Below are 15,172 nucleotides of genomic sequence, written 5' to 3'. Positions count from 1 at the left end.
AAAGCGGCGGGAGCACCCGCCCGCCCACGGGGAAAGGCTCTGGCCGGCCGAATCTCTCAGGCGCTCGCTCCGCGAGCTCACGACAGAGGGGGAGGAACCACCTCGCGCGACCGCGCGCATGTGGACCTCGCCGACCAGCCCGGGAGCTGCGATGACAGATGCCGTCACCTCGAACTTCGCCGATCGCCACATCGGCCCCGACACCGCCGGCCTGAACCGGATCCTCGACGTCGTCGGAGTCGATTCCCTCGACGCCCTCGCCACCGCCGCGGTACCGGCCGCCATCCTCGACGACCGTGCAGACAACGTGCCGACCGGCCTCGACGTCCTCGACGCGCCCCGCTCCGAGCACGACGTACTCGCCGAACTGAAGGCACTCGCGTCGCAGAACACCGTGGCGACATCGATGATCGGTCACGGCTACTACGACACGCTCACGCCGCCCGTGCTGCTGCGCAACATCATCGAGAACCCCGCCTGGTACACGGCCTACACCCCCTACCAGCCGGAGATCAGTCAGGGACGCCTCGAGGCGCTGCTGAACTTCCAGACCATGGTCGCCGACCTGACCGGCATGGAGATCGCGAACTCGTCGATGCTCGACGAGGCCACCGCCGCCGCCGAGGCGATGACCCTGCTGCGCCGCGCGAACCGCAAGTCCAAGAGCCCGCGCCTGGTCGTCGACGTCGACCTGTTCGCGCAGACCGCCGCGGTGCTGGCGACCCGCGCCGAACCACTCGGCATCGAGATCGTCACCGCCGACCTCGCTGCCGACGGACTGCCCGAGGGCGAGTTCTTCGGCGTGATCCTGCAGGTGCCCGGCGCTTCGGGACGCATCATCGACGCCGCTCCGATCATCGCGGCCGCCCACGACCGCGGCGCGCTCGTCGCCGTCGGTGCCGACCTGCTGGCCATGACCCTGATCACCCCGCCCGGGGAGCAGGGCGCCGACGCGTGCTTCGGCACCACCCAGCGGTTCGGTGTGCCGATGGGCTTCGGTGGGCCGCACGCCGGCTACCTCGCCGTCGGTAGCGCCCACACCCGCACCCTGCCGGGACGCCTCGTCGGTGTCTCGGTGGACGCGGACGGCAACCCGGCCTACCGGCTCGCGTTGCAGACCCGTGAGCAGCACATCCGCCGTGAGAAGGCCACCAGCAACATCTGCACCGCCCAGGTGCTCCTCGCCGTGCTCGCGGCCATGTACGTCTCGTACCACGGCGCCGAAGGCCTCACCGGCATCGCCCGCCGCGTCGCCGGGCACGCCCGCCGCCTCGCCGACGGTCTGCGCGCCGGTGGCGTCGAGGTCGTCCACGACGAGTTCTTCGACACCGTCCTCGTGCGCGTCCCGGGGCGCGCCGACGCCGTGCTCGCCGCCGCCCTCGAGGCCGGCATCAACCTGTACCGGGTCGACGACGATCACGTGTCGATCTCGTGCGACGAGGCCACCACCGCGGCGCACGTGGACGCGGTCCTGGGCGCTTTCGGCGTCGACGCCGGGGAGGCCGCCGAGGGAACGGCGCTGCCGCAGGCCCTGGCCCGCACCAGCGAGTTCCTGCAGCACGAGGCGTTCACCCGCTACCGCACCGAGACCGCGATGATGCGTTACCTGCGGCGTCTGTCCGACAAGGACCTCGCCCTCGACCGGACGATGATCCCACTGGGCTCGTGCACGATGAAGCTCAACGCCGCCGCCGAGATGGAAGCCATCACCTGGCCCGAGTTCGCGGGTCTGCATCCCTTCGCTCCGGCGGACCAGACGGGCGGCATCCGCCGTCTCATCGCCGACCTGGAGGGTTGGCTCGCCGCGGTGACGGGCTACGACGCCGTGAGCCTGCAGCCCAACGCCGGCAGCCAGGGTGAGTACGCGGGTCTGCTCGCGATCCGCCACTACCACCTCGACCGCGGCGACACCGATCGGGACATCTGCCTGATCCCGTCGAGCGCGCACGGCACCAATGCCGCATCCGCTGTGATGGCGGGCATGCGTGTCGAGGTCGTCGCGTGCCGTCCGAACGGCGACGTCGATCTCGACGACCTGCGCGCCAAGATCGCCGACCACGGTGCGCGACTGGCCGCGATCATGATCACCTATCCGTCCACGCACGGTGTCTACGAGCACGACATCGCCGACATCTGCGGTGCCGTGCACGACGCCGGCGGTCAGGTGTACATCGACGGCGCCAACCTCAACGCTCTCGTGGGTCTGGCGCGGCCGGGCAAGTTCGGGGGCGATGTCAGCCACCTGAACCTGCACAAGACCTTCTGCATCCCGCACGGTGGTGGCGGTCCGGGGGTCGGCCCGATCGGTGTCCGTTCGCATCTGGCCCCGTACCTGCCGGGTCATCCGGCGGAGCCGGGACTCGGGGGAGCGGGACCGGTCTCGGCGGCGCCCTTCGGGTCGGCGTCGATCCTGCCGATCACCTGGGCGTACATCAAGATGATGGGTGCCGAGGGACTGCGTCGCGCGTCGCTGACGGCAATCGCGTCGGCCAACTACATCGCGCGTCGTCTCGACGAGTACTTCCCGGTGCTGTATACGGGGGAGACCGGCATGGTCGCCCACGAGTGCATCCTCGATCTGCGTCCGCTGACGAAGGCGACGGGGGTGACGGTCGACGACGTCGCGAAGCGTCTGGCCGATTACGGCTTCCACGCGCCGACGATGAGCTTCCCGGTGGCCGGCACCCTCATGGTCGAGCCCACCGAGAGCGAGGACATCGCCGAACTCGACGCGTTCATCGACGCGATGATTTCGATCCGCGGTGAAATCGACCGGGTCGGGGCAGGAGAGTGGCCGGTGGACGACAATCCGCTGCGCGGGGCTCCGCACACCGCGGAATGCCTGGTGGGTGAGTGGAACCACCCGTACTCGCGGGAGATCGCGGTGTTCCCGATGGGGAAGAGCCGGGCCAAGGTGTGGCCGGCGGTGCGGCGTATCGACGGCGCACACGGCGACCGGAACCTGGTGTGCTCGTGCCCTCCCTTGGAGGCGTACAGCGGCTGATGCCGGGGATGGCCGACGGACACGTCCGTCGGCCATCTTCATCGATAGAATAACTCCGAATAGTACGGAAACCAAAGAAATACAGAACCTCTACCCAGTAAGAACACATCTCACCCTGCCCTGAGGGCAAGGCCCTCAGTTCGCGGCGGTCAGCTCGAGGACGGAGATCTCCGGTGGGGTGCCGACCCGCACGGGCGGTCCCCACGCGCCGGTGCCCTGGGACGTATAGATCTGCGTGTCACCGAAGCGGTCGAGTCCGGTGACGGTGGGGTTGGCGAGGGATACGAACGGCCGCAGCGGCCACATCTGTCCGCCGTGGGTGTGCCCGGACAGCTGCAGGTCGACTCCGAGTTCGCGGGCCTCGTCGATGTGCCGGGGCTGGTGGGCGGCGAGGATCACCGGGGTACCGTCCGCGATGCCGTCGAGGGCGGTGGGCATGTCCGGGTGGTGGGGTTCGGTGGCCGTGTAGTCGTGGACGCCGGCGAGCGCGACGACGTCGCCGGCGCGTTCGAGGACGACGTGCTCGTTGCGCAGGGTGCGTACACCGAGCGTCTCCCAATGGTCGAGCCATGATTCGGCGTCGTCGGAGTAGTACTCGTGGTTGCCGCTGACGCCGTACACCCCGAGCGGGGCCTGCAGCTGCCGGAGCGGTTCGAGGTCGGAACCGACGAGGTCGACGGTGCCGTCGGCGAGGTCGCCGCCGAGCACGATCAGGTCGGGCTGCTGGTCGGCGACGAGGTCGACGACGCGTTGCACGAAGTCGGCGCCGCGGGCGGGTCCGACGTGCAGGTCGGTGACGAGCGCGATCCGGGCGCCGTCGAAGCCGGTGGGCAGGTCCTGCAGCGCGACGGGCACGGTGACGATCCGCGGCCGGTCGGCTTCGACCGTGCCGTATCCGACGGCGGCGACCGCGGCGACGACGAGCACGGCGGTCGCGATGCGCAGACCCCGTCGCGGGGTCACGTCGGTGGTCGGCCCGGGGTGTCCGCGCCGGACGAGGCGGGCGACGAGCAGTCCCGCTCCGACGAGCAGGAGCCCGAGCATCAGGTACAGCACCACCGCCATCCAGCTCCAGCCGAGGAACCCGATGGGGCGGGCCCAGGCGGGGTCGAGCGCCGTGCCCACCCCGGAGGCACCGAGCGTGAGGACGAACATCGCCGCCAGGACGAGGTCGGCGGCGAGGGCGGCAGGACGCGGCAGGCCGGGTGCCCGGACGAGTCGTCGATGCAGCAGGTAGGTGAGGAGGGCGAGGAAGACCCCCATGACGAGAAGTCGGAGCACGGTCAGGACGTCAGCTTTCGGAGGAGGTCGGTGAGATCGGCCGGGTCGGTGGTGTCGACGACGGTGAGGTTGCCGTCGGTGGCCTCGGCGGCTTGCTCGAGGACGGGGTCGGTGCGGTCGCCGAGGATGACGACGTCGATCCGCACAGGGGTGGCAGGGGACGCGAGTTCGTCGATCGCCGCGCGCAGGTCGCGGGCGGCCGTCTCGTCGGGGTCGTCGCTGTCGACGACGACGAGCACGGAGTTCGGTCGGCCCGGGTCGTAGTTGTCGACGGCGTCGCGGTAGGCGGCGGTGAGGGTGGCGTAGACCGGTTCGCGCTCGACGAGGTCGATGTCGTCGAGGACCGAGGACATCGCCGCGCGCTTGGACTCGGTGAGGCCGTCGCGGATGACGGCGACGCGGTGCCCGCTGGGGGTGTCGGCGAAGACGTACATGCCCATCACCGAGTTGATGGAGGCTCGGCGCATGGCCTCGCGCAGGGCCCCCGCGGTGGCGGTGAGGCGGGTGCCGTCGCCGGCGGGGGTGCCCATGGAGGTGGAGGTGTCGACGACCATCGTGACCTTGCGCGGGGACACCGGGGCGAGACGCAGTGCGACGAGGACGTCGTCGACGGTGGGGTCGGCGGGGGCGAGGACGGTGTCGACGCGGGGCAGCGGCAGTTCCCCGGCGGGTTCGGGGGCGGCGTCGGCGGTGCGGAAGCCGTGGGCGGTGAGGATGCCGGTCTGTTCGGGGCGACGCGCGTAGTCGGTGAACTCCGCGGCGGCGCGGGCGAGGGTCTCGTCGACCCAGGGGGCGTCGACGACGGCGGTGGGGAAGTCGACGACGGGTGCGACGCCGATCGGCAGGTGGCCGGTGAGGCCGCGGACCTGCCCGTCGGTGAGAGCGCGGTGCAGTTGCTGTTCGACGACCGGCACGGCGTGGATGGGGGCCTCGGTGTCGGGGCGGGCGCCGAGCGCGGCGAGGGTGTCGGCGGTGGTGCCGACTGCGCCGAGGGTGTCGGCGCCGAGCGCGAGGGTGCTCACGGCGGTGATGGCGGTGGGGGTGGCGGCCTGTTCGAGGGTGACCGGTCCGGCGCCGATGCCGGTGGTGGCGGCGGTGACGGCTTCGAGGGCGAGGGTGGTGGCGTGGGTCTCGGTGCCGGTGGGCAGGGCGAGGCCGAGGGTGCCCCAGATGTCGAGTCCGCTCTCGCGCATGGCGGCGGGGTCGTTCTGGAGTCGGGGCAGGTCCTGCCAGCGGACGGTGGCGGTGGTGAGGGCGCGGCCGAGGTCGGTGGGGACGGCGAGCACGACCGGGGAGGTGGCGAGGGAGCGGGGGGTGCCGTCGATGGTGTCGGCGGCGCGGGCGCTCATCCGGGTGTCGAGGGGCACCCACAGGGCGGGTTCGGGGCCGAGTGCCGGATCCCAGGTGCCGGCGGTGAGGGTGTCGGCGGCGGCGAGGCTGTCGACGGCGGTGATCTCGGCGGTGACGCAGTGGTCGCGGATGACGCGGACGCCGCCGTCGGTCCACTGGTCGGCGAGTTCGGTGAGGGCGGGAGCGATGAGGGGGTCGGCGGCGATGTGCAGGACGGTGTCGCCTTCGACGCAGGTTTCGGCGGCGGCGGTGGCCTGGTCGTCGATGTTGTCGCGGAGGCGGAACCAGCCGAGGACGGCGAGCAGGGCGAGTACTACGCCTACGGCGACCACGATGACGCTCGTGCTGATTCCTCGTCGTCCGCTGCCGCGATGTCGCCCGCCCACGTCGTGTCCGCCTCGTTTCGTTCGTCGGTCCGATGGTCGAGTCTAGTGAGAGACGGGATGTGACCTGGCTTCGCCGCGCGGTGCGGGGACGGGCAGGGCCCCGATCCGGTGTGGATCGGGGCCCTGGGGTGTCGGTGTGCGGGTCAGGCGTACTTGGCCTTGTTCTCGCGGCGACGGCGGTGCAGGATCGGCTCGGTGTAGCCGCTGGGCTGCGTGGTGCCTTCGAGGATGAGTTCCTTGGCGGCCTGGAAGGCGATGTTGTCGTCGAAGTTCGGGGCGAGCGGCCGGTAGCCGGGGTCGCCTTCGTTCTGCCGGTCGACGACGGGTGCCATGCGCTCGAGGGAGGCGATGACCTCGTCGGCGGTGACGACGTCGTGGCGGATCCAGTTGGCGAGGAGCTGGCTGGAGATGCGCAGGGTGGCGCGGTCCTCCATGAGCGCGACGTCGTGGATGTCGGGGACCTTGGAGCAGCCGACGCCGGCGTCGATCCAGCGCACGACGTAGCCGAGGATGGACTGGCAGTTGTTGTCGAGTTCTTCGCGCTTCTCCTCGTCGGACCAGTTCGGGTTCTCGGCGAGGGGGATGGTGAGGATGTCGTCGACGGTGGCGCGGCTGGTGCCCTTGAGCTCGTTCTGGACGGCGAAGACGTCGACCTCGTGGTAGTGGGTGGCGTGCAGGGTGGCGCCGGTGGGCGAGGGCACCCAGGCGGTGTTGGCGCCGGCCTTGGGCTGGCCGATCTTCTGCTCGACCATGTCGCGCATGAGATCGGTCATGGCCCACATGCCCTTGCCGATCTGGGCCTTGCCCTGCAGGCCGCAGGCGAGGCCGGTGTCGACGTTCCAGTCCTCGTAGGCGGCGATCCAGCGCTGCTGCTTCATCGCGGCCTTGCGGACGACGGGGCCGGCCTCCATGGAGGTGTGGATCTCGTCGCCGGTGCGGTCGAGGAAGCCGGTGTTGATGAACACCACGCGGTCGGAGGCAGCCTTGATGCAGGCGGCGAGGTTGACGGTGGTGCGTCGTTCCTCGTCCATGATGCCGACCTTGAGGGTGTTGGTGGGCAGGGAGAGGACCTCTTCGACGCGGCCGAACAGTTCGGTGGTGAAGGCGGATTCCTCGGGGCCGTGCTGCTTGGGCTTGACGATGTAGATCGAGCCGGTGCGGCTGTTGGCGAGCGGGCCGTGGTCCTCGTCGATGTGTAGGCCGTGGATGGCGCACAGGCTGGTGACGAGCGCGTCGAGGATGCCTTCGGGGACCTCGTTGCCGTCGCGGTCGAGGACGGCGGGGTTGGTCATGAGGTGTCCGACGTTGCGGACGAACAGCAGGGAGCGGCCGTGCAGTTCGAGGTCGCTGCCGTCGAGGGCGGTGTAGACGCGGTTCGGGTTGAGCGTGCGGGTGAGGGTCTTGCCGCCCTTGTCGAAGGATTCGGACAGGTCGCCGCGGTTGAGGCCGAGCCAGTTGCGGTAGCCGATGACTTTGTCGTCGGCGTCGACGGCGGCGACGGAGTCCTCGAAGTCCATGATGGTGGTGACGGCGGATTCGAGGACGACGTCCTTGACGCCGGCGGCGTCGGTGCTGCCGATGGGGGACTCGGGGTCGATCTGGATGTCGATGTGCAGGCCGTGGTTGCGCAGCAGCACCGAGGACGGGGTGGCCTTGTCGCCGAGGTAGCCGACGAGCTTGTCGGGCTGGGCGAGTCCGGTGACGGTGCCGTCGCCGAGGGTGACCTTCAGTTCGGTGCCGTCGATGCGGTAGCCGGTGGAGTCGGCGTGCGAGCCCTGCGCGAGGGGTGCGGCCTTGTCGAGGAAGTCGCGGGCCCAGGCGATGACCTTGTCGCCGCGGACCTTGTTGTAGCCGGTGCCCTTCTCGGCGCCCCCTTCTTCGGGGATGACGTCGGTGCCGTAGAGCGCGTCGTAGAGCGATCCCCAACGCGCGTTGGAGGCGTTGAGCGCGAAGCGGGCGTTGAGGACGGGCACGACGAGCTGCGGGCCGGCGGTCTCGGCGATCTCGGAGTCGACGTTCTCGGTGCCGATGGTGAACGGCTCGGGGGCCGGAACGAGGTAGCCGATCTCTTCGAGGAAGGCCTTGTAGGCGGCCGGGTCGTGGGGCTGTCCGGCGCGGTCGCGGTGCCAGCCGTCGATCTGGGCCTGGAGTTCGTCACGCTTGGCGAGCAGCGCCCGGTTCTTGGGGGCGAGGTCGTGGACGATCTTGTCGGCACCTGCCCAGAAGGTGTCCGCGTCGAGCCCGCTGCCGGGGATGGCCTCGTTGTTGACGAAGTCGTAGAGAACCTGCGCGATCTGAAGTCCGCCGACCTGCACGCGTTCTGTCATCACCCTCACTCTTTCCGGTTGCTGTGCGGCCGGAAACGTCCCGGCCGCACGGAATCGTCGATTATGTTACCCGCCAGTAGTATCGGGCGCAGTGGTTCTGTGCGCCTGCAGGGCGGTACATCGATTCACCAGCTCTTCTCTCAGAGCTGCGGCGCGACGGGTGAGCGCCGACTGCTCGCGGACGTACTGTGCGCGTCCGGCGGCAGTCTCGATCCTGATGGGCGAGTAGCCGTAGTCCTCGAGATCATACGGGCTTGCCCGCATATCCAATTCACGGGCTGCGGACGCGTGTCGCAGGCACCGCACCGTCAGCTCCGAATCCGTCAACGGCAGCAGCTTGTAGGCCCACTTGTACAGGTCCATGCCGGCGTGCAGGCAGCCGGGTTGCTCGCTGCGCACCTGCTGGTCGCGGGTCAGTTCGGTGGCGTTGCGCGGGACGGCGTCGGGGGTGAAGAACCGGAACGCATCGTAATGGGTGCATCGAAGCTGCATTGATTCCACCACCGTGTCGGTTCCGGTGTGGCCGAGCCGCAACGGCACCGACGAATGCCGCACCCCGTCGACCCCCGCCCGGTACACCATCGCCCACTCGTGCAATCCGAAGCAGCCGAGCTGCGGCGGCCGGGAGGCCGTCGCGGTGAGCAGCCCCGCGACGAAGTCGACGGTGTCGGCGCGCCGGTCGAGCACCTCCCGGCCCACCCGCACCCCCGGCTGCCCGTCGACGGTGACCCGCTCGTAGCCCGGATGGTCGCGGTAGCCGCGCACCGCGGCCGCGCCGAGCAGCACGGTGCCGTAACCGGGATGCCAGCGCCGCAGCTGGCTCGGCCGCAGGCTGTAGTAGGTGAACAGGAAGTCGTGCACCGGGTGGCCGCGCCCGGTGGCGCGTCGTTCGAGATGCCCGGCGAGCAGCTCGTCCACGACGGCGTGGTGGGCGTCGCGCCGCGCGGTCCATTCGGTCTCGGCCAGGATCGCCGGGCGGTCGGTCACGGACGGGGAGCGGGTCATGGTTCTCGTTCGGTCGATCGGGGTGCGGTCGTGCGGGGGCGGTTGCCCAGCGGATCCGCGACCCGGTGGGTGGCGTCGCGGACCGTCCCGACGAACTCTTCCACGAGGTCCTCGAGCGCGACGATGCCCCGCAGCGTTCCGGTGGTGTCGGTCACCCCGGCCAGATGCGCGTTGTTGCGGCGCAGCGCGGCCAGCGCCTCGTCGAGACCGTCGCCGATCCCGATGGCCGGCAGCTTCCGGATCACCGCGGTAGGGATGACGGTCTCGGGACCGGTGGACTGTTCCCGCACCAGATCGAGCACGTCCTTGATGTGCACATAGCCGGTGATCGTGCCGTCGGGTCGGCGCGTGGGATACCGGGAGAAGCCGGTGGTGGTGACCGCGTGCTCGACGTCGCCGAGGGTCGGGCCCGCGCCGGTGTGCGGGACGGTGCGCACCCGGGCGAGCGGGATCATCACGTCGGCGACGGTGCGGTCGCCGGTGGCCAGAGCACGGGTGAGGCGCTTGTGTTCCTCCGCGTCGAGCAGCCCCTCGGAGCGGGATTCACCGATCATCTCGGTGAGCTCCACGGCGGAGACGGAGGTGTCGAGTTCGTCCTTCGGGTCGATGTGCGCCGCGCGCAGGGTGGCGTTGGCGCACAGGTTGTAGAACGCGATGACCGGCCGGGCGGGTCGCATGAACAGTAGGTGGATCGGCACGAGCAGCATCGCGGCGCGTTCCGGGCCGGCGATGGCGATGTTCTTCGGCACCATCTCGCCGAGCAGGATGTGCAGCACCACCACGATCGTGAGCCCGATGGTGAACGCGATGGGGTGCAGCAGCGCGTCGGGCACCCCGGCCGCATGCAGGGGCACCTCGATCAGGTGCGCGATGGCCGGTTCGGCGACGCGGCCGAGCAGGATCGAGCAGATCGTGATGCCGAGCTGGGAGCCGGCGAGCATGAGCGAGAGGTGTTCGCCGGCGTGGATGACGGTGCGGGCGCGGGTCTTGCCCTGGGCGAGCAGTGTCTCGAGGCGGTCGCGGCGGACGGTGATGAGGGAGAACTCGGCGCCGACGAAGAAGGCGTTGCCGGCGAGCAGCAGCACGGCGAGGACGATCGCGAACCAGTCGCTCATCGACGCTCACCACCCTCGTCGGCAGCGGGGGCGTCGTCGCTGTCGTCCCTGTCCCCATCGCTGTCGCCGTCGGGGTTCTCGGGGTCGGGGGCGGCGCCGGGGACGAGCAGCACCCGGTCGATGCGGTGTCCGTCCATCTCGAGGATGCGCGCGTACCAGGTGAGGTCGCGTTCGCCGCGGCGCAGCGGCAGCTGGATCTCGTCGTCGACCTCGGGGATGCGGCCGAGTTCGGTGAGGATCAGTCCGGCGAGGGTCTCGTAGTCGCCGTCGGGGGCGCGGTAGCCGGTGAGCTGGGCGAGCTCGTCGGTGCGCAGCAGACCCGTGCACGACCAGCCGTCCCCCTCGCGGTGGGCGTCGAGTTCGGTCTCGTCGTGTTCGTCGCGGACGTCGCCGACGATCTCCTCGACGAGGTCCTCCATGGTGATCAGTCCGGCGGTGCCGCCGTATTCGTCGACGACGAGCGCGACCTGCATGCCGTCCGAGCGCACCCGTTCCATGACGGTGTCGCCGTCGAGGCTGGACGGCACGGTGGGCACGCGGCGGGCGAGGGCGCCGACGGCGGTGGTGCCGCGCGCCGGGCCGGGCACGGTGAATGCGTGCTTGACGTGCACGACGCCGAGAGGGGCGTCGAGGTCGCCGTCGACGATCGGGAAGCGTGAGTAGCCGGTGCGGGCGGACAGTTCGATGAGGTCGAGGACGGTGGCGTTGCGGTCGAGGCTCTCGACGGTGCTGCGCGGGGTCATGAGGTCCTCGGCGGTGCGGTCCCCGAACTGCAGGGAGCGGTAGACCAGGCGGGCGGTGTGCTCGTCGAGGGTGCCGCTGCGGGCCGAGGCGCGCACCAGCGACCCGAGTTCCTGCGGGGAACGCGCCGAGCGCAGTTCCTCGGCCGGTTCGATGCCGAGGCGCCGCACGATGTGGTTGGCGGCGCCGTTGAGTCCGAGGATGGCCCAGCGGAACAGCAGCGAGAACGCCAGTTGGAGGCCGGCGGTGGCGCGGGCGGTGCCCATGGGCCGGGCGATGGCGATGTTCTTGGGGACCAGTTCGCCGAAGACCATGGAGAAGGAGGTGGCGATGAGCAGCGCGAGGACCAGCGAGACGGTTGCGGCGACGGAGGTGCTCAGGCCGATCGCGTCGAACAGCGGGGTGAAGAACTGCGCGAGGATCGGTTCGGCGAGATAGCCGGTGATCAGTGTGGTGATGGTGATGCCGAGCTGGGCGCCGGACAGCTGGAACGACAGGGTGCGGTGCGCGTGCTGGACCTGCCGGGCGCGTCGGTCGCCGTCGTGGGCGTGCGCGTCGACGGCGCTGCGTTCGAGGGCGGTCAGGGAGAACTCGGCGGCGACGAACAGGGCGGTGCCTGCGGTGAGCGCCACGAAGCCGAGGAGGGCGGCGATATCGAGCAGGACGGACATCAGGGGCGGTCCTGCCGGGCGGGGTGGTGGCCGGGGTGGTGACCCGGCCCGCTAGAGGATCCTTCCGGCCCGGAGTCGCACTCCGGGCAGGGGGAGCTGGTGTCGGGTGGTGGGCTGGTGGTGGGTGCCGCGGGCACCGGTGTCCTCTCGTCGGGTCCGGTCGCGGACGGTGTCCGCCTGCCGGAAGTGGTTTCGACGGGTACCGATTCTACTGAGCGGGGTTGCCGTGTGTCGCGGTGCAGGCGACGGTGCGGCGCCTACGGTGGGGGTCGAGCAGGTGTCCCGGTGGAACGAAGGAGCGTGGATGAGCGGCGGCGAGGGTCCGGAACACGGCGGCAGCGGCGAGCGGGTGCCGAGCCGGTGGGAGGAGATCGTGGCGGAGAATCCGGCGCATTCGTCGTGGTACGTCGAACGGTTCCGCACGATGGTTGCTCAGGGGCAGGACACCGTCGGGGAGGCCCGGTTGATCGATGCGATGGTGCCGCGCGGGGCACGGATCCTCGATGCCGGGTGTGGACCGGGCCGGCTCGGCGGCTATCTGCACCGGGCCGGGCACCGTGTGGTGGGGGTGGATGTCGATCCGGTGCTGATCGCGGCGGCGGAGGAGGATCATCCGGGGCCGGAATGGCTGGTCGGGGATCTGGCCGAGCTGGATCTGCCGGCCCGCGGTGTCGACGCCGACTTCGATGTGATCGTGTGCGCGGGGAATGTGATGACCTTCGTGGCGCCGTCGACCCGAGTGGCGGTGCTGCGCAATTTCGCGGCGCATCTGGCGCCGCAGGGCCGGGCGGTGATCGGTTTCGGGGCGGGCCGCGAGTATCCGTTCGAGGAGTTCTTCGCCGACGCGCAGCAGGCGGGTCTGGCGGTGCAGGTGCGGCTCTCGACCTGGGATCTGCGGCCGTTCAGCGACGACGCGGAGTTTCTGGTGGCGGTGCTGGGTCGGGCGTAGCCGCGGTCTCGGCGGGGGTGTCGGCGGCCTGGGCGCGCGAGAGCGCCACGGTGGTCACGAGCATCACGACGACCGCGGCGCCGACGAGGATCCGTCCGGGGCCGTCGGTGCGCAGGTGTTCACCGAGCACGGTCATGCCGAGCACGATCGCGGCGAGCGGTTCCCCGACGGTCAGGGCGGGCAGCGATGCGGTGAGCGATCCGGCCTGGAAGGCGCGTTGCTGCAGGTAGATCGCGGCGGCGCCGGCGGCGACGAGCGTCCAGGTCTGCCACGAGGTGAGCAGGGGGCCGATGCCGTCTTCGGCGAGGTCGGTGACGTGTTTGGTGAACGCGCTGGTCACGCCGTAGAGGATGCCGGCGGCGATCCCGAACGACAGCGCCCGTAACCGCGGTGAGAGCAGGGCGACGACGACGGCGGCGGCGGTGACGGCGAGTACCGACCCGAGCGGCAGCGCCCAGCGGACGGCGGCGGCGTCACCGGTGCCTTCGCTGGGGTTGCCGACGAGCAGGAAGATCGCCAGCGCCGCGCACAATGCGCCGGCGAGCAGCCAGGTGGTGCGGGTGACGCGGCGGCCGGTGGTGGCGGCGGCGAGCGGCAACGCGAACAGCAGCGACGCGACGAGCAGGGGCTGGACGAGCAGCACCGACCCGAACACGAGCGCGATCACCTGCAGGACGTAGCTGCCGCCGTCGCCGAGGATCCCCGCCCACCAGCGGGGGCTGCGCAGCAGCGAACCGACGAGCGAGTCGGTGTCGGGCACGGCAGCGGCCGAACTCTGTTGCGCGACACTGCCGACCGCGATGAGCGCGGCGGCGGCGAGCGCACACAGGACGGCGACTGCCGTGCCCGTCATCGCGTCAGGCCTGCACTTCGGAGCGGTCCCCGCTCCACAGGGTGTGGAACTTGCCGGGGCGGTCGGTGCGCTCGTAGGTGTGGGCACCGAAGAAGTCGCGCTGGCCCTGGGTGAGGGCGGCGGGCAGCCGGTCGGCGCGCAGTCCGTCGTAATAGGACAGCGACGACGCGAACGCCGGGACGGGGATGCCGAGCTGGGTGGCGGTGACCACCACGCGACGCCAGCTGTCGATGCCGATCTCGATGGCGTCCCGGAAGTACGGCGCGAGGATCAGGCTGGGCAGGGCCGGATCGGCGTCGTAGGCCTCCTTGATGCGGTTGAGGAACTGGGCGCGGATGATGCAGCCGCCGCGCCAGATCGTCGCGAGCGCGGCGCGGTCGACGTTCCAGCCGTATTCGGCGCTGCCGGCGGCGATCTGGTCGAAGCCCTGCGCGTAGGCGACGATCTTCGACGCGTACAGGGCAGCGCGGATGTCCTCGGTGAACTGCGCGGCGTCGGTGGGGGCGGCGCCGAGGTTGCCGGCGGCGAGGCCGCGGGCGGCGGCGCGCTGGTCGCGGGAGCCGGACAGGGCGCGGGCGAAGACCGCTTCGGCGATGCCGGTGACGGGGACGCCGAGGTCGAGGGCGGCCTTGACGGTCCAGCGGCCGGTGCCCTTCTGTTCGGCGGCGTCGACGATGACGTCGACGAGGGGCTTGCCGGTGGCGGCGTCGGTCTGGCGCAGCACCTCAGCGGTGATCTCGATGAGATAGGACTCGAGGGTGCCGGTGTTCCAGTCGGCGAAGACGTCGGCGATCTGCCCGGCGTCGTAGCCGAGGGCGTCGCGCAGCAGGTGGTAGGCCTCGCCGATGAGCTGCATGTCGGCGTATTCGATGCCGTTGTGCACCATTTTCACGAAGTGGCCGGCGCCGTCGGGGCCGATGTGGGTGCAGCAGGGGGTGCCGTCGACCTGCGCGGCGACCTTCTCGAGCAGCGGGCCGAGCGCCTCGTACGATTCGGCGGGGCCGCCGGGCATGATCGACGGGCCGTTGAGGGCGCCTTCCTCGCCGCCGGAGATACCGGCGCCGACGAAGTGCAGGCCGCGGGCGCGCAGGGCGGCTTCGCGGCGGATGGTGTCGGTGTAGAGGGCGTTGCCGCCGTCGATGATGATGTCGCCGGGTTCCATCGCGTCGGCGAGCTCGTCGATGACCGCGTCGGTGGCGTCGCCGGCCTTGACCATGATCAGGACGCGGCGTGGCTTCTCGAGGGCGGCGACGAACTCGTCGATGGTTTCGGTGCGGACGAAGGTGCCGTCGCTGCCGTGCTCGGCGAGCAACGCGTCGGTCTTGGCGATGCTGCGGTTGTGGAGGGCGACGGTGTAGCCGTTGCGGGCGAAGTTGCGGGCGATGTTCGAGCCCATCACGGCCAGTCCGGTCACGCCGATCTGGGCCTGCGGTGTTTCGGTGCGTTCGACGGTCATGGTCTACAGCTTCCCCCGAAACGGGGGCCGATCG

10 protein-coding genes are annotated in these 15,172 nt (G+C 70.6%); 2 read left to right on the top strand and 8 right to left on the bottom strand.

The window, feature by feature from the left end:
- The first annotated feature begins 151 nt into the window (after positions 1-151).
- A complete protein-coding gene (gcvP, locus tag ACNJ7K_RS12010; RefSeq protein WP_159418146.1) occupies positions 152-3,004 on the top strand; it encodes an aminomethyl-transferring glycine dehydrogenase in 2,853 nt (950 codons plus the stop codon).
- 135 nt (positions 3,005-3,139) lie between these two features.
- On the opposite strand, the gene ACNJ7K_RS12005 is transcribed toward gcvP, so the two are convergent.
- From ACNJ7K_RS12005 to ACNJ7K_RS11980, 6 genes are all read right to left on the bottom strand, one after another.
- Complete coding sequence (locus ACNJ7K_RS12005; protein ID WP_159418147.1) at positions 3,140-4,285, bottom strand: metallophosphoesterase; 1,146 nt, start codon at positions 4,283-4,285, stop codon at positions 3,140-3,142.
- Positions 4,286-4,287: 2 nt separating this feature from the next.
- Positions 4,288-6,021 (bottom strand): substrate-binding domain-containing protein, encoded by a 1,734-nt coding sequence (locus ACNJ7K_RS12000; RefSeq protein ID WP_487041744.1) that lies wholly within the window; start codon positions 6,019-6,021, stop codon positions 4,288-4,290.
- A 143-nt stretch (positions 6,022-6,164) separates the two neighbouring features.
- A complete protein-coding gene (locus tag ACNJ7K_RS11995) occupies positions 6,165-8,348 on the bottom strand; it encodes a malate synthase G (RefSeq protein WP_487041743.1) in 2,184 nt (727 codons plus the stop codon).
- 66 nt (positions 8,349-8,414) lie between these two features.
- Positions 8,415-9,353 carry a 3-methyladenine DNA glycosylase gene (locus ACNJ7K_RS11990; protein ID WP_159418150.1) on the bottom strand — a complete coding sequence of 313 codons (939 nt, stop codon included), beginning with the start codon at positions 9,351-9,353 and terminating at the stop codon, positions 8,415-8,417.
- Positions 9,350-10,468, bottom strand: coding sequence for a hemolysin family protein (locus ACNJ7K_RS11985; protein ID WP_120282944.1), 1,119 nt, complete (start codon positions 10,466-10,468; stop codon positions 9,350-9,352). Before ACNJ7K_RS11985 ends, ACNJ7K_RS11990 begins: the two co-directional genes overlap by 4 nt.
- Positions 10,465-11,880, bottom strand: coding sequence for a hemolysin family protein (locus ACNJ7K_RS11980; protein WP_120282943.1), 1,416 nt, complete (start codon positions 11,878-11,880; stop codon positions 10,465-10,467). Before ACNJ7K_RS11980 ends, ACNJ7K_RS11985 begins: the two co-directional genes overlap by 4 nt.
- Positions 11,881-12,184: 304 nt before the next feature.
- Between ACNJ7K_RS11980 and ACNJ7K_RS11975 the strand changes: the two genes are divergently transcribed.
- The gene (locus ACNJ7K_RS11975) at positions 12,185-12,829 is read left to right on the top strand and encodes a class I SAM-dependent methyltransferase (protein WP_052227319.1); all 645 of its coding nucleotides are present in this window, start codon (positions 12,185-12,187) and stop codon (positions 12,827-12,829) included.
- On the opposite strand, the gene ACNJ7K_RS11970 is transcribed toward ACNJ7K_RS11975, so the two are convergent.
- Both ACNJ7K_RS11970 and gndA read right to left on the bottom strand, forming a co-directional pair.
- Positions 12,783-13,682 (bottom strand): DMT family transporter, encoded by a 900-nt coding sequence (locus tag ACNJ7K_RS11970; RefSeq protein WP_159418151.1) that lies wholly within the window; start codon positions 13,680-13,682, stop codon positions 12,783-12,785. The genes ACNJ7K_RS11975 and ACNJ7K_RS11970 overlap by 47 nt on opposite strands.
- A 4-nt stretch (positions 13,683-13,686) precedes the next feature.
- The gene (gndA, locus tag ACNJ7K_RS11965; RefSeq protein WP_120282939.1) at positions 13,687-15,138 is read right to left on the bottom strand and encodes an NADP-dependent phosphogluconate dehydrogenase; all 1,452 of its coding nucleotides are present in this window, start codon (positions 15,136-15,138) and stop codon (positions 13,687-13,689) included.
- Positions 15,139-15,172 lie beyond the last annotated feature (34 nt).

It is taken from the genome of Rhodococcus shunpengi, from assembly GCF_048381395.1.
GTDB lineage: Bacteria > Actinomycetota > Actinomycetes > Mycobacteriales > Mycobacteriaceae > Rhodococcus.
The sequence above is the reverse complement of the archived record's forward strand: the minus strand, read 5'-3'. Positions and strand labels throughout refer to the sequence as shown.